15 protein-coding genes and 1 pseudogene are annotated in these 18,944 nt (G+C 69.5%); 3 read left to right on the top strand and 13 right to left on the bottom strand.

Annotated features, from left to right (window positions below; all coding sequences use genetic code 11):
- Position 1: 1 nt before the first annotated feature.
- The gene (locus tag QRX60_RS44680) at positions 2–5,416 is read left to right on the top strand and encodes a DUF6531 domain-containing protein (protein ID WP_285997520.1); all 5,415 of its coding nucleotides are present in this window, start codon (positions 2–4) and stop codon (positions 5,414–5,416) included.
- A 148-nt stretch (positions 5,417–5,564) separates the two neighbouring features.
- Here QRX60_RS44680 and QRX60_RS44675 read toward each other — a convergent pair whose 3' ends face one another.
- Positions 5,565–6,386 carry a terpene synthase family protein gene (locus QRX60_RS44675; protein ID WP_285997519.1) on the bottom strand — a complete coding sequence of 274 codons (822 nt, stop codon included), beginning with the start codon at positions 6,384–6,386 and terminating at the stop codon, positions 5,565–5,567.
- A 72-nt stretch (positions 6,387–6,458) separates the two neighbouring features.
- Here QRX60_RS44675 and QRX60_RS44670 point away from each other — a divergent pair, with 72 nt between their 5' ends.
- Positions 6,459–7,073 carry a hypothetical protein gene (locus tag QRX60_RS44670; protein ID WP_285997518.1) on the top strand — a complete coding sequence of 205 codons (615 nt, stop codon included), beginning with the start codon at positions 6,459–6,461 and terminating at the stop codon, positions 7,071–7,073.
- A gap of 158 nt (positions 7,074–7,231) precedes the next feature.
- Here the strand turns inward: QRX60_RS44670 and QRX60_RS44665 are convergent, their stop codons facing one another.
- From QRX60_RS44665 to QRX60_RS51720, 12 genes and pseudogenes are all read right to left on the bottom strand, one after another.
- Entirely contained in the window at positions 7,232–7,375 is a 144-nt protein-coding gene (locus QRX60_RS44665; RefSeq protein WP_285997517.1) for a hypothetical protein, read from the bottom strand.
- 312 nt (positions 7,376–7,687) lie between these two features.
- Positions 7,688–7,972 (bottom strand): hypothetical protein, encoded by a 285-nt coding sequence (locus QRX60_RS44660; protein ID WP_285997516.1) that lies wholly within the window; start codon positions 7,970–7,972, stop codon positions 7,688–7,690.
- 86 nt (positions 7,973–8,058) lie between these two features.
- Positions 8,059–8,763: a nitrilase-related carbon-nitrogen hydrolase gene (locus QRX60_RS44655; protein WP_285997515.1), complete on the bottom strand. Its 705-nt coding sequence runs from the start codon at positions 8,761–8,763 to the stop codon at positions 8,059–8,061.
- A 171-nt stretch (positions 8,764–8,934) separates the two neighbouring features.
- Positions 8,935–11,082, bottom strand: coding sequence for an FUSC family protein (locus tag QRX60_RS44650; protein ID WP_285997514.1), 2,148 nt, complete (start codon positions 11,080–11,082; stop codon positions 8,935–8,937).
- Positions 11,083–11,494: 412 nt separating this feature from the next.
- Complete coding sequence (locus QRX60_RS44645) at positions 11,495–12,070, bottom strand: Ltp family lipoprotein (protein WP_285997513.1); 576 nt, start codon at positions 12,068–12,070, stop codon at positions 11,495–11,497.
- 965 nt (positions 12,071–13,035) lie between these two features.
- Positions 13,036–13,461 carry a hypothetical protein gene (locus tag QRX60_RS44640; protein WP_286003889.1) on the bottom strand — a complete coding sequence of 142 codons (426 nt, stop codon included), beginning with the start codon at positions 13,459–13,461 and terminating at the stop codon, positions 13,036–13,038.
- A gap of 113 nt (positions 13,462–13,574) precedes the next feature.
- Positions 13,575–13,724 carry a recombinase family protein gene (locus QRX60_RS51725; RefSeq protein ID WP_408630294.1) on the bottom strand — a complete coding sequence of 50 codons (150 nt, stop codon included), beginning with the start codon at positions 13,722–13,724 and terminating at the stop codon, positions 13,575–13,577.
- A gap of 22 nt (positions 13,725–13,746) precedes the next feature.
- Positions 13,747–14,033, bottom strand: a pseudogene (locus QRX60_RS44635) (IS481 family transposase); the annotation flags it as partial.
- A 131-nt stretch (positions 14,034–14,164) separates the two neighbouring features.
- Entirely contained in the window at positions 14,165–14,803 is a 639-nt protein-coding gene (locus QRX60_RS44630) for a hypothetical protein (protein ID WP_285997512.1), read from the bottom strand.
- A complete protein-coding gene (locus tag QRX60_RS44625; RefSeq protein ID WP_332845806.1) occupies positions 14,800–16,374 on the bottom strand; it encodes an alpha/beta hydrolase in 1,575 nt (524 codons plus the stop codon). The genes QRX60_RS44630 and QRX60_RS44625 overlap by 4 nt, the downstream gene beginning before the upstream one ends.
- 38 nt (positions 16,375–16,412) lie before the next feature.
- Entirely contained in the window at positions 16,413–16,733 is a 321-nt protein-coding gene (locus tag QRX60_RS44620; RefSeq protein WP_285997510.1) for a hypothetical protein, read from the bottom strand.
- Between the two features lie 71 nt (positions 16,734–16,804).
- Complete coding sequence (locus QRX60_RS51720; protein ID WP_408630180.1) at positions 16,805–17,341, bottom strand: zinc ribbon domain-containing protein; 537 nt, start codon at positions 17,339–17,341, stop codon at positions 16,805–16,807.
- Between QRX60_RS51720 and QRX60_RS44615 the strand changes: the two genes are divergently transcribed.
- Positions 17,298–18,833, top strand: coding sequence for a hypothetical protein (locus QRX60_RS44615; protein WP_285997509.1), 1,536 nt, complete (start codon positions 17,298–17,300; stop codon positions 18,831–18,833). The two genes, QRX60_RS51720 and QRX60_RS44615, sit on opposite strands and share 44 nt — an antisense overlap.
- Positions 18,834–18,944: the final 111 nt, after the last annotated feature.

The raw sequence follows: 18,944 nt of genomic DNA, 5'->3' as shown, positions 1-18,944 counted from the left end.
TGTGAGCAACCCGTTGATCGCGCAGACCCAGGACTCGACGAAGGCGTACTCCGGCATCTCGCTCCTGGAATCCGCCAACGACCTCTCGACCGCCATCGAGAGCGGCGACTGGGCCTCGGTGGCGATGGGCGCGGTCGGCACGGCGCTCGACGCCCTGTCGATGGCCATGGACCCGTTCGGCGCGATCCTCGCCGCCGGTGTCAGCTGGTTGATGGAGCACGTAGGCCCGCTCAAGGACGCCCTCAACGCGCTCACCGGCAACGCCGACGAGATCCAGGCCCAGTCCGAGACCTGGGCCAACGTCGCCAAGGAACTCGGCAGCGTCTCCTCGGACCTGACCGACGCCGTCAAAGCCGATCTGCAGTCGTGGTCCGGACCAGCCTCGGACGCCTACCGGCAGCGCGGACAGGACGTGTCCACGACCCTGCAAGCGGCGCAGAAGGGCTGCGAAGGTGCCTCCAGCGGCGTCAAGACCGCCGGCGAGGTCGTGGCCGCGGTCCGCACGCTGGTGCGCGACATCATCTCCGAACTCGTCGGCCACCTGATCAGCTGGGCGCTGCAGGTCATCTTCACCCTCGGCATCGGCCTCACCTGGGTCGTCCCCCAGGTCGTCACCGCCGTCGCGAAAACCGCCTCGAAGATCACCGATCTGGTCACCAAGCTCGTCAAGGCGCTGAAGGCCCTGGTGCCGCTGCTGAAGAGGGCAGGAACGCTCTTCGAGGACGCGGGCAAGGCGCTCAAGAACCTCAAGGTCGGCAAGGCCACCCCGCCGCCCAAGGTCGGCGACATCAGCGGAACCCCGAAGGCGCCACCAGTGAAGACCCCCGGCGGCGATGGCGGAGGCACCCCCAAGGACCACACACCGCCACCGGCGTCCAAGGGCGGCGACGACACCACCCACACCTCCAGCACCGGCGACGGCGGCTCCACCGGCGGTGGCAGCGCCCCGCCACCGCCGAAGACCGACGAGGCGCCGCTCAAGACCGACCCCGAACCGCCTCCGGCGCAGACCCCGAAGGGGCCGGGGGACGACAAGACAGTCACCTCGAGCTCCGGTGGTTCCGGCGGCTCCGGCGGCGGCAAGAGCATCAAGGACAGCAACGCGAACCCGCACGAGAACGGCACCCCACCGCCGGACCGGTCGGTGTGCGGCGACCCGATCGACGTGGCGACCGGGTGGATGCTGCTGACGCAGACGGACTTGGAGATCCCCGGGGCGTTGCCGCTGGAGGTGTCGCGCACGCACATCTCGTCCTACCGCGCGGGCCGCTGGTTCGGCCCGTCGTGGGGCTCCACCGTGGACCAGCGGCTCGAGGTCGAGGACGACGGCGTGCACGTCGCGCTCGCCGACGGAAGCCTCCAGAGCTACCCCGTGCCGGTGAACTCCCCGGTGCTGCCGGTGGCGGGCCCGGCACGGCCGCTACGACGTGTCGAGGGCGGCTACCTGGTCGAGGATCCGCAGCAGCAGCACACGCTGCTCTTCGAGGAGTCCGCCGACGGCGTGTTCCCGCTGCGGACGATCTTCGACGGCGACGGCAACCGCATCGACGTGGTGCCCGGTGCGAACGGGGTGCCGGCGGAGCTGGTCCACTCCTCCGGCGACCGGGTGCTGTTCGACAGCGCGGGCGGCCGGATCACCGCGCTGCGGGCTGCCGACGGCACGGTCGTCGCGAGCTACTCCTACGACGCGCGCGGCCGGCTGGCCGAGGTCGTCGACGCCGCCGGCACACCCACCCGTTTCACCTACGACGCCGACGGCCGGATCGTGCGCTGGGAAGACGTCAACGGCCGCTGGTACGGCTACGGCTTCGACGCCGCGGGCCGGGTCGTGCGGGCCCGCGGCACCGACGGCTACCTCGACTGCACGATCGACTACGACCGCGAGAACCTCGTCACCAGCGTCACCGACTCGCTCGGCGCGGTGCGCCGCTTCCACCTCGACGACCGGCTCAGCGTGATCGCCGAGACCGACGCGCTGGGCCACACCACCAGCCTCGCCTACGACGAGCACGGCAGGCTGCTCACCCGGACCGATCCGCTGGGCCGCCAGGTCCGCTACGAGCGGGACCGGGCCGGCCGGGTCGTCGCGATCACCGCGCCGGACGGCACGCGGTCGCTGACCGAGTACAACGAGCAGGGCCGCCCGGTCGCCGCGATCGGCCCCGACGGCGCCACGTGGCGCTACGAGTACGACGCGCGCGGCAAGGTCACCGGTGTCGTCGACCCGCTCGGTGCCCGGACCTCCTACGCCTACGACGAGCGCGGCAACGTCGCCGTGGTCACCGACGCGCTCGGTGGCACCACCCGGATCCAGTCCGACGCGGCGGGCCGGGCGCTGACCGTCGAGGACGAGGACGGCGCCGTCACCCGCTACACCTACGACCTGCTCGGCCGCACCACGTCGGTGACCGACGAGCTGGGCGCCGTCACCCGGTTCGCATGGGCGGCGGGCGACCAGCTCGCCGAACGGATCGAGCCGGACGGCGCGACGTGGCGGTGGAAGGACTCCGCCGTCGGAAACACCGACGAGAGCACCGACGCGCGCGGCAACACCACCCGCACCGAGTACGCGCAGTTCGACCTGCCGGTGGCCGAAACCGGCCCGGACGGCGCGCGGCTCGCCTACGCGTACGATACCGAGCTGCGGCTGGTGTCGGTGACCAACGAGCAAGGCCTGGTCTGGCGCTACCGCTACGACCCCGCCGGGAACCTCATCAGCGAGACCGATTTCAACGGCCGCACCCTGCACTACCGCTACGACGCCGCCGGGCAGCTGATCGGCCGTACGAACGGTGCGGGGGAGACCACGACGCTGGAGCGCGACGTGATGGGCCAGGTGGTCCGCCGCGTCACCGGTGAAGACGTCGCGACCTTCGCCTACGACGGGGCCGGCCGCATGGTCTCCGCGCGCAACGCCGACGCCGAGGTCACCTTCGCCTACGACGCGCTGGGCCGCGTGGTCGCCGACACGGTGGACGGGCGCGTGGTGCGCTCGGAGTACGACGAGCTCGGCCGGCGCCGCGCGCGCCACACGCCGTCGGGCGCGGTGTCGCGCTTCGAGTACGGACCGGCCGGCACGCTCGCCGCGCTGCACGTCGGGAACCGCTCGCTGCGCTTCGAGCACGACCTCGCCGGCCACGAGCGGGTCCGCCGCTTCGGTGCCGCGGAATTGCGCCAGAGCTGGGCCCCGGGCGACCGGCTGGTGGCCCAGACGGTCGTCGCGGGCACGCGCACGACCCAGCACCGCGAGTACGGCTACCTCGCCGACGGTTACCTGGCTTCGGTGACCGACGCGATCACCGGCCCCCGCACCCTCGAGGTGGACCGCTCGGGCCGCGTCCAGGCCGTCGTGGGCCGCGGCTGGCAGGAGAGCTACGTCTACCACCAGACCGGTGTCATCGCCCGGGCGCAGACGCCGGGAGCGCCGACGGCCGGGCCACGCGAGTACCGCGGCACCCTGCTCACCGCCGCGGGCGCGGTCCGCTACGCCCACGACCCCGAAGGCCGCACCACCGTGCGCGGTGCCGGGCCGGCGGGCCCGCAGTGGCAGTTCCGGTGGAACGCCGAGAGCCGCCTGACCTCGGTGCTCACGCCCCAGCGCGAGCACTGGCGCTACCGCTACGACGCCTTGGGCCGCCGTGTCGCCAAGCAGCGCCTCACGCCGGACGGCCGGGTGGCCGAGCAGGTCCAGTTCGCCTGGGACGGGGACGTCCTCGCCGAACAGGTGCGCACCGGACCCGGTCAGCCCCCGGTCGCCACCGTGTGGGAGTGGGAACCGGGTACCGGCCGCGCCCTCACCCAGACCGAACGCGTCCTCGGCGCGCCGGACCAGCGGTTCCACACGATCGTCACCGACCTCGCCGGCACGCCGAGCGAGCTGCTGGAGGAATCCGGTGAGGTCGCGTGGCACCGCCAGGCCACGCTCTGGGGCAAGGTCCTCGACGGACCGGGCCGCACCACCACGCCGTTGCGGTTCCCCGGTCAGTACCACGACGCCGAAACCGGGCTGCACTACAACCTCAACCGCTACTACGACCCCGAGGTCGGGCGTTACCTGAGCCACGACCCGCTGGGCCTCGACCCGGGCCCGGACTCGCAGGCCTACGTCCACAACCCGACCGCGCTGGCCGACCCGCTCGGCCTCGCTCCGACCGTCACCCCGTGCGCGGCGAAGAAGAAGCAGCAGGCGGCGGCCTCCGGTTCCTCGAAGTCCAAGGTGAGCAAGGCGAAGCAGCAGTTGGTCGGTAGCGGCGGCGCGGGGCCGAGCAAGAAGGCCCCCAAGGTGAAGACCAAGCCGGACGGCAACCCCGCGAAGTCCGACGGCTCGTACGGCACGACGAAACACGAGCAGGCGCGCACCTGGGAGAAGTACCAGAACGAGATCAAGAACGACTCGACCTGGAAGGACCCGAACAAGCTCGTCAGCGGCAAGACGCACGAGTCCGAACACCCGATCGGGTACAAGGCCATCGGCGGCGACGAGTTCCAGCGGGCGAACGCCCACGAGAAGCAGATCCGTGACGGTGTCAACGCCGGCGGTCGCGGGCCGAAAACCGCGGACGAGGCCGCCAACATCAAGGACGCCCGGCGCATGGAAGACGACGCGCCCGCTTACCAGGAGTCGGCGCAGGCGCACCGCGACAACATCGGCACCGGCGTGCGCGGCGAGAAGGACGGCTCGGGGTTCAACGCCGACACCTACCGCGAATCCCTCGGCAACACGTTGCGGGAAGGCCGGCCGAGCGACGGTGTCCAGCTCAACCAGCTCACCTACGCCCACCAGCACAAGGACGGGGGCATGATCGACAACCCCGCCTACATCAGCGACAAGAAGACCCCCGGTGTGCCCGAGCGAATCCAGAACTGGGAGCCGAACCCGCACTACAAGAACGACATCGAGACTCCCAACGAGCCGAAGATGACCCACGCGGAGCAACCCGCCCCCGCACGGGACTCCTTCCGTCCCACCGCCGGGACGGTGCAGGGCAAGGTCGCCGACGACTCCTACCACCACATGGTGGACAAGATGGAGGGCAAGTCGATCGAGTACAGCGACGGCACCGGCGGTGTCGGTGTGCCGGGCGGCACCACCCACACCCCGCCGGTCTCGCACGACGACGTCATCGAGATGCACACGGCGCGCGACGTCGTGCGGGACGGCGCCAACGTGTCCAAAGAGGACATGCCGATGTTCATCCACGACAAGGAGATGGGCCACCGCCTCGGGCAGCCGACCGACGCGGACAAGCAGAAGTACTGGGACGACGACGTCAAGGACGTCGACATGTCGGACCAGGCGGTGCGGGACCGGATCCAGGCGCAGCAGGAACGCATGCAGCAGATGGTCGGCCAGCAGCGCGCCGGCCGCGAACCGGGCTGGGCCGCCGACCCGGACGCCATGGAGGTGGACGGCTGACCGGCGTGCGGACGAGAGTGGCGTACGGCGGTTGCGCGAGCCAGGCATGCAGGGCCCGCTGGTCTTCGGCAATCCCCGGTCGCCCCCGAGGGATCGGCGCAGCGCCTCGACGGCACCGAGCACCATCGCGCGGCGCGCCGCCTCCCGGTCATCGACGCCGACCGTCCGTCGGTGCGCTCAGGCCACGGTCCGCGCGGGCCAGATGCTTCCACCACCAGGCGATCGCCGCGATGTCCGGGGCCGCCTCGACACCGTCGGGTGCGTTGCCGGTAGTGATCAGCGGCTCATCGGCCAGCAGGTCCGAGTAGCGCGGAGAGCGCAGCAGCCAGGGAACGAAAGCACCGTGCAACCGGATCATGGATTCCATGGATGCACGCAGTGCAGAGCTTCCCTCGCGCAGCAGCAGGCACGCCAACTCGCTCATCGCGTAGTGGACGGCCACCAGATTGTGGTGACCCTCCTTCGCGTCCTTCGCGTCCTTCGCGAAGGCGCCGATGTCGTTGATCCATGCGATCGCCAGGTGCGCGGCTTGGAAGAACGACCGGGCAGAGGCGCTGTGGTACTCGTGCTCGGGAATGTCCATGCCCGTCGCGAACTCGACCACGGCCGACAGCGCCGCTATGCCGGACGCCTGCTCCCGCACGCCGGCATGGGCCTCCGCAGACGGCGGTCGCTTCGCCGCGTCGAACAGACGCTCGGTGACGGTGGCGGCGAAGGTGATCTTCGCAGACGGTGGGGCACGTCGGATCGCGTTCAGCGGGGAGGGTTCGCGGGCACCGTTGCTTTGGAGCGGGCAGGATGTGGTGCGGGGAGTCGTGCTTGTCGGACGCGCGATCCCTTTCCCGGCCCGAGGATTGGACGCGCAATGGGACGCTCGTCGGTGTTCACCTTCCAGTACATCGCTATCGACACGGAGGCTGGTGTTACGCCGGAAGAGTTCGAGACCTTCGTGCGTGGTGAAGGCGTTCACCTGCCCTTGTACCCGGGGTGGCGGTGGACTCTGCTGCGCGGGTTGCGCGGAGAGCGGACCGGGCAGTACCTGATGTTGTACGAGATCGAGAGCGCCGAGCAGCGCGACCGCTACGTCACGGCCCGGGGTGAGCAGACCGAGCTGGCCCGGCTGTTCTGGGCGCGGCACCCGGAGGCGGAGGTGGTGCTGGCGCGGTGGCGGCGGCTGGGCACGTTCGGTGAGCTGCCGACGTTGTTCACCGACTACCGGCTGCTGGCCGACAACCCGCGGAGCACGGTCACGCCCGGCCCCCGCTACCGTGACCGCCCGGGGGAGGAGCCCGTCGCCCGGGTCGTCGGGATCCACAACCTGGCGTTGCGCGCCGGTGTGACCGAGGAGGTGTTCGATCGCTTCATCGCCGAGAACCACCACCGGATCGACGACTACCCGGACTGGCGGTTCCACGTGCTCAAGGGCGAGCGGGGCAACCGCCTCGACCAGTACGTGATGATGATGGAGATCGCGAGCCTGGACGCGTTGGACGTCTTCTACCCCGAGCCCGACATCGCCACCGGCGAGGCCGCGGAGTTCGCGTCCGCCCACCGCGACACCAAGCAGATGTACGAGGAGTGGAAGCAGCTGGCCTCGTTCTCTGGCTCACCGCAGATCTACACGGACTACCTCGCCGTCGCGGAGAACCCGGCGTAATCCCGCACGACCGGGACGGGCCCGGGATCAGGTGGTGGTGAGGTGGTGGGTGCGGAGCCAGTCGAGCATGGCGGTGGTGATCTCGGCGCGGGTGGTTTCGTTGAGGATCTCGTGGCGGGCGTCCGGGTAGGTGACGACGGTGAGGTCGGTCAGATGGTTCAGGCGAAGGCGGTGCGCAGGGCCGCGGTGGCCGGCAGCAGCGTGTGCTTGGCCGCCTCGGTGTCGTGCAGGGAATTCACCATGACGAAGGTGGATGACGGCGTACGTCGTGGCATCGAGGCGAACCCAACTGCTGACACCATGCGTCTGCCTCCGCGCCGATGGCCTGTGCAGATCGTCGTCGCGAACCAGGGGTCTTCCGCGCGGACAGATATGTCCTGGAGACGAGCTCCCGCGTGCCGGCCTTCTACTCCATTGAGTTGTAATCGTTCGTCGTCGCTCCGAACGATGGAGCGTTGCACGGTATACCGGAGGTAGGACCGTTGGTGAACAGCGCCAGTTCGTAGGGATTCGGCCACGTATGTCCGCTTTGGCGTTAGGTGTCCCGTTGCTTTGATTCGGCGGCAGCGGCGCTCACGTCCGATATTTCTGGCTAAGCGAAGTCGGGCCAGCAGTCACTTCGCACGGCTGCCTGATCCCTCGTAAGCCCCTATCCACCGTTCGGGGTGAACCTCAGCCTGCAGCTGCAGCACCTTCTCGGGCAGCGTCATCCGGGAGACGAGGTCGGCGGCCCGTTCGGCGAAGCTGTAGTGGGTGTCGCGGTAGACCGGCAGCGCGGCCGCGGCCGGCTGCGGGCCGGCCCACGCGGACGGGACGAACGTGGCTGCGGTCATGGTGGCGGCGAGCAGGGAAACGGCGGTGAGCCGTGCCCTTCGCCGGCCGGGGAGGAGCAAGGACATCGGATCTCCGTCACAGAGTGTCGGTGGGGATCACCTTGGTGCCCGCTGGGTTTCGGCGAAATCCCCGGCCTGGTCGATTACCATCGTTAGCAGCCGATCCCGTTTCGAGGCAAGGGTTTCGGCTCCGCCCGGTCGCCGGGCTGTGCTTTCCGGATGTAACTTTCAGGCCGGGTCGGCCCGGTGGACTTCCCCAAGGACGGCACTCGAATGTCCCGAAACTTTCGCGGATTCGTGGCGGCACTGGCGGTCGCCGCCGTCACGACGGCCCTCGGGATCGCCGCGCCGGTCGCCGAGGCGGCCACGACGACCTGTTCCCAGACCGGGGACGATCGCCGCCGGGGACTACACGATCCAGGCCGACGAGTGGATTCCACCGCACAGCAGTGCCTGACGTAACGCGTGACCACCTCGCCCCGGTCGGAGATCACGTACAAGCTGTTGTGCGGGCGGTGCGGCGGTGTCAGGCGATGCACCGACCCCAGAACAGTCCAGAGCCTGAGCGCTCGGGCCGCTTCTGCAATCGCGGCCAACTCCTGTCGCAGCACATTCCACTCGAACCGGTTCCAGTCCGCCGGCCCGACCTTGTCGGGGCCCTCGACGGACATGACCCGCTTGTGGGGAGAACAGGTCACGCCTTCGGGAAAGTGCACGAGTGCGGCGCCCGCCTCGTGGGCCTTGCGCATCAGCCGGCGTATGTCGCGCCCACTGTCCCGCAGCCCTGCGCTGTCGCGGGGATCTTCGCGCAGAACGGTCTGTGCCACGGCCAGTCGCAGCTGTTCCGGCTCCGCCATGAGGTTTCCTGCCGGAAGTGCTGGAGAGCAGTCGTGTAGTCCGCAGCTCGGCCACCCGGCCCTTGGCCGAGCCGACGCGGCACGGCGGAGGGTCTCCTGGCGTGCGCCCGGGCGGCGGGTTGCACGGCGCACTCGACGAGGCTGCCCGCGACTGATCCCGATCGCGGTGAGCTATCGCCACCAGGGCCGGTGGCGTTGGGCCGCCACCACGCCGGCCGGCTCGACGAGTTCGGCGAGCCGGGGCGTGATGTGCTTGATGTGCTCGTGGACCCAGAGTGCGCAGGCGAGGTCGCGGACCGAGGTGCCGTGGGTCTGGAGGGGGTCGGCGAACTCGGGTGGGGCGAGCATGGGCACGTCGCCGTGGTCGGTGCGGTCCAGGCGGGAGGCCAGGTGGTCGTACCAGGCGGCGAGCTGGCCCGCCTGTTCGCCGAGCATCCGGCGGAACGGGTCCGGGTCGGCGTGGGGGTTGGGCAGGCCGGCCAGGGAGTGCGCGGTCAGCCGGGCCCGGATCGTCCCCATGACCAGCCGCCACAGGTCGGGCTTGGGCACGTGCTTGGTGCCCTGTTCGCTGAGGAATCCGCGCAGGGCGTCGTCGAGCCGGGCGCCGGCCGCGCTCGCCGCAGCCGGCGCGGGCGGTTCGTGGCGCAGGCCCAGCGCCCAGTTCGCGGCTGCGGCCAGGTACGCGCCACCTGTGCGGAACGCGTCGGCGAGGTCGTCGGCGACCACGGCTCCGGCGCCGCGGGGCCAGAACAGCGCGCCTACTACGAGGCTCACCGCACAGCCGATCGCGACGTCTTCGATCCGCACGACCCCGATCTGCCACCCGGCCGGGGCGAGCAGGTTGAACAGCACCGACACCGTCAAGGTGAAGGCTGCCTGGCCGGCTGTGAAGGGCAGGGCACCCGGTGCGTAGGCGGCGACCAGCACCGCGACCGGGAGAGCGATCCACAGCGCGGGTGCGCTGGTGCCGATGACCAGCAACAGCAGTGCGCCGATGACGACACCCAGTGCGGTCCCCGCCAAGGCGCGCAGGGCGGTCGACCCGGTCGCCGCCGCGTTGCCGCGCAGTACCGACAACGTCCCGAGCACGACCCAGAACCCGTGCTCGACGCCGCTCACCCCGGCGACGACCACGGCCGCGGTCAGCGCCGCGGCGCCGCGGAGGCTGTTGACGAACCAGACGGACCGGATGCTGGCCTGGGGGGACGCGACCCGGGTCAGTGCGGCCAAGGAGAGGCCGCCGGGCCGGATGAGGCGCGCCCGGCCGGGAGTCGCGGCGAGCGCCTCCACGATCGCAGTGCCGACGGCGAAGGCCGTCGTGCGGGCGTGAAAGGACAGGTGCACCGCGTCGGCGTAGCGCGGGTCGTCGGAGCTCAGGTCGCGGAGCCATTCCACGCTCCGCTGGACGCTCCGTTCGAGTTCCTCCGGATCGGGCGTGGCCGGTTCACCGGAGAGCAACCGGTCGATCGTTCGCAGGCCGGCGGTGGCGTCGGCGAGCAGCTTGCGCTCGACCTCGGGTGCCCCGCTGAGGTCCGGGTACTCGTGCAAGGCGTCGGCGATGACCGAACCGCACCACTCGAGCAACCCGACCAGGCTGTTGAGGGCCTGGTCGGCGGCGGCCAGGCCGGTGGGGCGGTACGGCGTCGCGGTGAACTCGTCGATCAGGCGGTGTTTGGCTTCGATGGCCGCCTCACGCGCGGTGCTCACACCGGGGTCGCCGCGCAGGGCAGCGTCGAGGTAATCGGCCATGGTGCCGGCGGCGCGGGCCGTCGCGTCGCGCAGGGCCGTCGCGGGGGACCGCGGCGACAGCAGCAGGACGGCGGCCGTGCCCACCACCGACGCCAGCCACCAGCCGCCGAGGCGGGCGGGCACCATGCTCATGGTGCCGGGTGAGGCGGCCGGGAGAACGTAGGCGAGCAGGGCGGCGGTGCCGCCCGAGGCCGCGTTCGGTCCCGCGACGCCGCCGAAGAGCACCAGGAAGGTGACGATCAGCGTCACCACGGCCGCCAGTGGCAGCGACGCGCTGGCGGCGGTACCGACGACGAGCAGGACGCTGCCGGTGACGGCGAGCCCGAAGTGGGCTCGCAGCTTATCCGCCCGGTCGCCGCCGAACGATGCCAGGACCAGCGTGGCAAACCCGCCGAACGCGGCGAACGTGGCCACCTGCAGGTCGCCGAGCACCTTGATGCTGAACGCGAACAGCGCGGGCACCACGAGGGTGGCGCGGACTGCGCGCAGAGCGGCGGGCGTGGACCACTGTGGAACCCAGTCCCTGGGCCGTGCCAGGCGGGTCTTCAGCGCGGGGGAGTCGATCGCCACCGGCAGAGCATAGACCGGGCCGGTACCGCGGAGCTGCTCGTTCTCTGCAGGTCGGAGATCCGGACGTTGGTGGTGGGGTGCCGGCTGCGGTGGGGCCGGCACCTCGGTTGTTCATCGGCGCATGCGCTTCGTAGAGGAGCGCGGCGGCGGGCCGGTCATCGGCCGAGGCGCGGCCCACCGGCGTTAGCGGGTGATCCGGACGCTGCCGGGAGAGATCCCCACGGTTCTGCAGTCTCGCTGGCCGAGAAACCGACGGTGATCCGCAATCTCAGGATCTCCTGCTGCAAGCAGGTTCTTCGCCTGGACGCCCAAGCTCCTACGAAGTAGTTTCAGCTCCGCTGGAAGAGTGTTGATCTTCGCGTCGGCAGCAGGCCGATAGGTCGTAGGAGGTGGGCAGAACGCGGCCAGTCGGTCACTTGCAGGCGTCGGTCCGGCTCGCCCCGTACGCGGCCTCCGCCTTCGTGAAGCCTTCGCCGGCACTCGACGACAGCTGCTGCTTCAACCCCGAGCACGAGAACGACGTGAAGGACAGGTAGTTTTCCGCCGACTTGACCGCCTGCTCGTTCCAGTCGACGCCCAAGCTGTCCACCGCTTGAGTTGCGACGTCCTTCGGGTATCCGTCACCGGCCGACGAGGACAGCTGCCGGATCAGGCCGTTGCGCGAGAACGCGGCGAAGCTGAGATAGTTCTGGGCGGAGGTGCGGGCCAGCGTGACCTGCGGTGGGAACTTCTGCTCCGTCGTGGTCGGCGAGGCGACCGATACCGACGCAGGCGGCTCCGTGGCGGTGGTCGTCGGCGCGACGGCCGCCGCCTCCGTGTTCGCGCTGAACGGGGCGACACTGCCGGTCGGGGTGTCAGCCTTCTTCGGCGCCGCCACGATCGCGGCGATCACCAGCACCGCGAACACGCCGAGTAGAGCCAAGACGACCGTCCGGCCGCGCCAGCGGCGCTTCGGCGGCTGCGGCTGGGGGTAAACGGGCATGGCCATGTGGATCTTCCTTCACGCAAAAGAGGGTGTTCCGACGAGGAAGCCTTCCTCAGCCTGGTCACAATTGCCGGAGACGCCTACGCCTCCCGGCGCGGAACGTTTCGGCTCAGCTAAGAAGAAGTCGTTCATGACAGCAGTTCGGTTACAGCCCATCGTCCAGTTTGTTCGGTTCAGCTTTCGCCTGATGACGGAGCCACGGCCGGTGTCGAGGGTCGCCAGGGTCGAGCTTGATACCTTGGTCCGACGTCTGAGTTCGCGCCCATTTATGGCCTGGTCTTCCCGACGGCGCCCCGGCTACACAGCCAAGCCTTCGGATGGAGGTCAGGCGTGCCAGGTGCCCGGAGTGGCTCGCTGTGAGGGCGGTCCAGCATGTTCGCCGCCCGCGAGGCCCACATGCATCCGACGCACAACGTCCAGAGCCGGCTGGCCCGGATGATCGACGAGGGGCACCTCGTCCGCGTCGCCGACGACCAGGCGTAGCAGGTTCGGGAAAGTAACCCGGCCTACGAGGACCGGGCGTGTATGGCGCCAGGCTAGCCGTCCGCAGATGCCGCGGCGACCCGGGATTTCGGGGTGGTGCCGGTTGGGTGCCACTGCACGGGGAGTCAAAGTCGGCGCCTGTGCCGAGGGCGCAGCGGTCGATCATCCCCGCGCGCGGGTCACGAGGATCGCTTGATTTCGGTTCCGGGCATGCGGCACCCGGCGTATGAGGGCGCTGTCGGCGAGTCGGCCCTCGTCCGGTGGGTAGGTGCGAGAGTTGTGACTCTGCGTTACCATTAACGCATGATCTCCCCATACACGGGAGATATCCCACGCGTGGGGGTTCAAGTCCCCCTTTGAACACGCAGACGTGGGAGATTTCCCGTGCCGAGGCGGCTCACTCAAGCTGCAGGTCGGTGGCGAACTTCAGGGTGGGGTTATATCGGACACTCAATTACCCCATAGAGCCGCGCGTCGCGGCCAGGTCAGAGTAGCAACAGCTGCCCTCCGGTGGCTTCGGCTGCAGCGGTTCGTATGAGTTGCGGATCGTAGGGTTTGACTTCTTGCGTGGGACCGCCGCAGCTGATCGTCAGACAGTTCGTTCTCAGATACTCCGCGATCGTGGAACCATCCTCATCGGTCGTCTCGGGGAACCGGGTGCGGAGATCGTCGAGTAGGTGGTCTTCGCGGACGTAGACGTTCTTGGCGAGTTCTGGTGGGCGGTTGCGGGCGCTGGTGTGGCCGTGCCGGCAGCGGTAGCCGGGGCGGCCGTTCACCCCGTGCGAGTCCAGTCGGCGTCCGCACAGCTGATATTGCACGAGTCCCGCCAGCACGTACGTCCTGGTGCCGCCGTATTTGGTGGGCCGGGCCGCGCGCATGCCCTGGATCGCCAGGAAGGTCGCTTCGTCCACGAGCGCCGGATGTGTCACTTCTCCGACTCGGCCCAACCTCGTGCCGCCGGCGGTCGAGTGGAAACTCGGTGATGGGCGGAAGCCGTTGTTCTGGCACCGTGCCGGCTCCACGCCTACCGTCCGGTGTAGCGCGGGTTCTCGAGGATCCCGACCACCGTCCGGACGATCCACTCGTGCCTCGTCCGGTGTCGGTTGCGGTCCCGGTCGACGCCTGACGGGCACGGGACGCCGCGGTCGTTCAGCTCCCGCGCGATCCCGGCCACACTGCGTCCGGTGGCTCGTTGTTCTCGGTTGTCGGTTGGTGGCGCCTGTGGGGTCGATGAAGCGGCGCCGGTTCAGGCCGAGGTGGAGCAGATGGCGGCTGACGGTGCGGGCGGAGATCGTGATGCCGTCGGCGGCGAGTTCGGTGGCGATGCGGCGGGCGGAGTACTTCCGAACCCGGCGGAGTTGCTCGATCCGGGCCACGACCTCGGCGGGGTGGCGGTGGGCTGGTGGTGTGGGACGCTCGTTTGGCAACGGGTCACGAGCCGGCGGCGGCCTTCGATGGACAACGGGGCATTACGGTGGGACACGGACGGGTCTTTCTGGTCGGCGGATGTGTCGGTCGCACTTCCCATCCTGCTGCCGAAATACCCGTCCCTCAGTCTCAGGCCCCGTCAGCCGACACCAATGTCATGACCCGCAACAGCTAGTGGGTGATCGTTCACATGGGACCGGCGTCGGTCCAATCGATGTGGTCGTAGTCTTCCTCTTCGACGTCCGGTCGGGGCCGGCGTGGTGCGCGAGTCGACTTGGCCGGTGGTGGCGTCGTCGGTACCGCTGCGGGGATGTCGCGTTCGCTGCCGGCGGCTGCTTGTGCAGGTGGCGTGCCGTTGGGCCACACGCACGGTGACGTGGCTCCGATGTAGACCTTGCCGAGGTCGTTGGCCTCAATTGACATGTCGAAGGAGTCGGTTTTGTTGCGAGCGAAGACGTACTGATCTTTCGGCCTGTGGTCTGTGACAATGTCGAATCCGTGAGCTTTCCACCAGCCGACAACCGCGTCAAAATGGTCGTCGAAAGTCGCGGGGTCAAGGCCGAGGAGTTGATATCCGGACGATATTTCGAACCGGCCGCGTGGACCATTGTCAGTGGGGTCGGTGCACTCGGAACGGCTGTGAGAGTCCGGCTTCCGCTCGGTCGCCGGCGGAAACACGGTGAGGACCGACTGGATGTAGGACTCGACCCGCTCCGCGGCCTGCTGCTCGGTCAAGGTCGGCTTCACGTCGCTTCCTCCTTTGGCGGAACACGCTGCGATCACGGTCAACATGGCTGCGGCGGTCGCCGTCTTCAGGTGTTTCATGATGTCGGCTTCCCAGCGATGATCAGGCCGAAGTTGCGCAACGACGGGCTTCGATCCTCCCAGTACTGACTGTGCGCGTCGGAGCTGAGGCCGCCGGTGTACCACGGTCCGGCTGTGCCGGGTGCGGAAGTGAAGGTTTGCCCGCCGAATTGCGGTGCCGTGGGGTCCGGGCCCAGCGCGATGTCGTGGGAGGCGCCGGAGTCGTCACCGACCTCGAGGTTGGTGACTTTGATCATGTCGTGGTCAGCCACGGTGGAGTGGACATGGTGCCCGATGTCGCCCGGGTTCACCCCGTCGAGGTGCAGCTGGTCGGCGGTGTCGACGCCGACGCCGGGGCTGGCGACGAACACCAGCTCGTCGGCGTTGAGCCCGCCGTCGCGCGCCGCGTGACCGACGACGGTGGTGCCGTAGCTGTGACCCAGGACGGTGTTATGCGACAGCGCATCGCCCTGGTGGGTGGCGCGCAGGCCGTCTTGGAATCCGCCGAGCGCGTCTTTGCCGTTGTCGGCGTAGCTTTCGCTGCCGGCTGCGGCGATGTCGTCGGGCGCGTCGTACCCGACCCAGGTCACCACGGCCGTCGATGGCGACCCAGAACGGTCGGCGGCGTGCCACATCTTGTCCGACCTGTCGATGTCGCCTCCGATTTTGCCGAGCTCACTGCCGGTGCCGGGCACGTAGGTGGCGACGTTCGCCGCGGTGTCGGGGTTGCCGGAGGCGACGATCGCCTTGCCCTGCCCGCTGGTGTCCAGACCGACCAGGAACGCCTGCGGCTGCCCCGGCTCGGCGTGGTTGAGACGCTTGTCGATGTCGAGCAGTCCCTGCAACTCCAGCCGGCCCTGCTCGGAAGTGTCGCCGCGCAGCCGGGCGATCTCGTGCGCCAACACCGTCCGGTTCGCGGCATCACGATCGGCCACCGGGATACCGTCGAGGTTGCGGACCAGGTCTGGGTTGTCCCGCAGGATCGCGCCCTTGGCGGTGTCGGACAGGCTGTCCCACCACGCCTTCGCCTGATCCGGAGTACCGCCCTCTGGTGGCCCGATGATCGACAACCCGCTCTGCGCCGCCCCCACCTGCGCGGCCTGCGCCAGTGTGCCGACGCCCTGCTCGGTGATCTCCCCGCGCAGCGCTCGGGTCATCACCGCGGCGAAGTCGGCATCGACGTCGCCGGCCCGGCGCAGGATCTGCCCCACCCGGTCGGCGACCTCGACCTGCACCCGAGCCCGGATCGCGGCCACGTCCGGCGGCGGTGGCGGCCCCATCGCCGGCAGCGGCGACACCGCACCGTCGTCACTCACGGCCAGACCATGGGCGCGGGCCAGCGCGTCGGTCTCGAAGGTGAAGGCGGTCAGGCGTTCGGCGGCGATCTGTACCTCGTCGGCGGCTCGCCGTACCGCCGACACCTCGGCCACGGTCTGCTCCAGCGTCGAGATCAGCGAATTGCCCCGCGAGGTCGCGGCGATTGAGGCGTCCCCGGTCCAGCCGTCGAGCTTGGCCATCGCCTCGACGTCGTCGTTTGCTGCGACCAGCTGGGTGCAGCGGCTGTTGAGCGCGTCGGCGACCAGCCCGATCATGCCGGGGTTCCACCGACGCACGTCCGCCCAGGACACCATCAGACCGGCTTCCGCCCGCCGTGCCGGGCCGTGGCCCGCAGATCTTGGCCGGCCGCTGCGTCATCAGCCTGGTAGAGGCGAACGGAGGCATCCAGCTGATCGGCGTAGCCGGTCGTGTTGTGAACCCAGCCGGGAACGACCCGCCCCCACTTGTCGGCCAGCAGTCGCGCGGCCTCGCCCGAGACACCACCTGGTAAGCCAGGACCGACTTGGGCCAGGGCGTCGCCCAGATCCACCTGGGCGACTGCGTTCGACGCACGACGAGCTGCACCGGACGCCGTTCGCAATGCCTCGAGCGTGATCTCAAAACCGCTGCTCAACCCGTGCTCCTCCCCGTAGCGTCACCACCAGACCACACTATGACGCCAACCGGGCCGATGCCGCTCCCAGATCACCGCGAATTGAGTAGTTCTACGCAGCCGCGGCCATCTGCGAGGGGCCGATGTTGTGCAGCCGTGGGCCGGCGCCGGGCGGCTGGAGGGACATCGCCAAGGTCGCGTTGCAGTGATCGTACTGCAACTACAAGCTGCAGGTCGCGGCAAGTCCCTGCCAGCCCGGGCGACGGTGCGCCGGCGATATGGTCAGATTCCGCGTCGTGCGGTGACCTCGCGGCGTCGAGTTCTGCGAGCCAGGTGCTGACTGTTCGGTACACGTGATCTTCCCTGACTGAGATCGAGTGGAGATGCGTCGCTGGTTTGGACGGGTTGCGCGGTACGCAGCGGTAGTAGTGGGGCGGGCCAGTCGTTGAGCCTTCCATCTTGCGGTCGCAGGTGGCGCATCGGATGAGTCCCTGGAACAGGTACTTGTGGCGGGTGCGGCGCCCGTGACGTTCGGCTCTGCTGCGGCCGGCGAGGGTCTTCGCGCGCCGGAGCAGCTGTACCTGGGTGAACCGGGACCGGATCGTCGCGCTGGCCGACCCGGGCACCATCGTCCCCGACTCCGGTGACCCCGCGAAACTCCGAGCCGCGGCCGCGGCCGCAGCAGCCGGGACGCTCGATCAGCTCCGCGGATTCCTCTCCGACCCCACCTATCCCGGTCGCGACATCGACGACCGCGGCGCCGCCCAGACGGTGCTGGACACCGCCCGCACTGCCGGGCAAGAGACCCTCGTCGCCACCGCAACCACCGCGCTGGCCGGAACCGCTGCCGACATCCGATCCTTGCTGGCCCGAACCCAAGCCTTCCGCCAGCAGCGTGACGACGTGCTGGCCATCGCCCGTGTCCAAAACGACGCCCGCACGAACAAGCAGCAGAACTTGGCCAACGCCGCCGAAGAAGCCCTCGCCGGACCCGCCACCGGAATCCGTGACTTCCTCGACCGCGGCCAGTACCTCGTCGTCGCCAAGGATCAGGTGACCGCTGCGCACATCTCGAGCGTCGAGCACTTCCTCACCCTCGCTCGCGAAGCCGCCGCGCTCGCCGCTCGCGACGCCGCCGACGCCTGGGACGCCGTCCCGGTTGCGTTGGCCGCCGCGAACAAGGCCGCGGAGCAGGCGGCACGGGCGCGCGGCTATGCCAATCAAGCGGCCGGTTATACCGTCCAAGCTCGTGACGCCGCCCAACGCGCCGCAGACTCCGCAGCCCGCGCGGCCGCCTCATCGCAGAAAGCCCGCGCCGCCGACGACCAGGCCGGCAACTCCCAGAACACCGCCACCATCGCGGCTCAGCGTGCGTACCGATGGGCAGCTACAGCTCGCATATCGGCGCAGCAGGCTGCCGGTTCTGCTGCCCGCGCGGCCACCGCCGCTGCAAACGCCGCCGGCGACGCCGCGGCAGCCCGTGACGCCCGCGATGCCGCCTACGGCATCCACTACGCCAAACTCGCAGCCGAAGCCCGCCTCAACCGGGCCAATCCCGAGGAACGCACCAGCACCGAGACCGGCGGCAGTACGGCGGAGGACCTCGGTCAGCCCGCACTCGGCCACGACCTGTCCGACGAACGCTACGAAGCTCTGCGCGGTATCGGCTACACCGGATCCCGCCACTTCACCTGGCAAGAAGCGCTCGATTTCGCCTCCCGCGGCCCCTGGCCCCAGGCCGAAGTGTGCTACGCCCTCGGCGGCACCGCCGACCAGTGTCGCCCGGACGGGCCACTCGGCGGTTCCGCCGGCTTCATCTACGACGTCTTCCTGTCCGACATCAAGGCCTGTGCACTGCTTGACGCGAAAGCCTGCACCGCCATGGCCGCCGGCGCCGCCGGACGCGGTGCCAAGATCATTCGCGAGGCCGGCAAGGTCGGCGAAGGAGCCGCCCGCGTCGTCCTGCCCAAGGTCGGCGAAAAACCACGCAAGGTTGTCAACAGCAACGTCAGGCACCTCGGCGACGAGAATCGGTGGGAACGCGGCGGGTTCGCTGACGAGCGCTCGGCTCGAGAAGCAGTGCAAGGCCTGGGAAAGTCCATCGAACGTCGAACATCTTGAAACTTCGATTTCTTCAGAAAACCGGGATCGGCACGGCGATGAAGTAGTGCCAGCTGGCGTGATCGCACGCTCAAAAACTCTCCGCGTGGACTCCGGTTGCACGGAGAGCGA

The sequence above is a fragment of the Amycolatopsis mongoliensis genome, from assembly GCF_030285665.1.
In the GTDB taxonomy this organism is placed as follows: Bacteria; Actinomycetota; Actinomycetes; order Mycobacteriales; family Pseudonocardiaceae; genus Amycolatopsis; species Amycolatopsis mongoliensis.
Note: the sequence above shows the minus strand (reverse complement) of the source record. Positions and strands in the feature narration are given on the sequence as shown.

What these genes read in the sequence shown, in the direction of transcription:
- QRX60_RS44645 (WP_285997513.1), bottom strand. Translation starts at nt 12,070, where the DNA reads ATGGCCATGCCCGTTTACCCCCAGCCGCAGCCGCCGAAGCGCCGCTGG.
- QRX60_RS44655 (WP_285997515.1), bottom strand. Translation starts at nt 8,763, where the DNA reads ATGGCGGAGCCGGAACAGCTGCGACTGGCCGTGGCACAGACCGTTCTG.
- QRX60_RS44670 (WP_285997518.1), top strand. Translation starts at nt 6,459, where the DNA reads ATGTTGTACGAGATCGAGAGCGCCGAGCAGCGCGACCGCTACGTCACG.
- QRX60_RS44665 (WP_285997517.1), bottom strand. Translation starts at nt 7,375, where the DNA reads ATGGTGTCAGCAGTTGGGTTCGCCTCGATGCCACGACGTACGCCGTCA.
- QRX60_RS44630 (WP_285997512.1), bottom strand. Translation starts at nt 14,803, where the DNA reads ATGAAACACCTGAAGACGGCGACCGCCGCAGCCATGTTGACCGTGATC.
- QRX60_RS51720 (WP_408630180.1), bottom strand. Translation starts at nt 17,341, where the DNA reads ATGGTGCCCGGGTCGGCCAGCGCGACGATCCGGTCCCGGTTCACCCAG.
- QRX60_RS44660 (WP_285997516.1), bottom strand. Translation starts at nt 7,972, where the DNA reads ATGTCCTTGCTCCTCCCCGGCCGGCGAAGGGCACGGCTCACCGCCGTT.
- QRX60_RS44625 (WP_332845806.1), bottom strand. Translation starts at nt 16,374, where the DNA reads ATGATCGGGCTGGTCGCCGACGCGCTCAACAGCCGCTGCACCCAGCTG.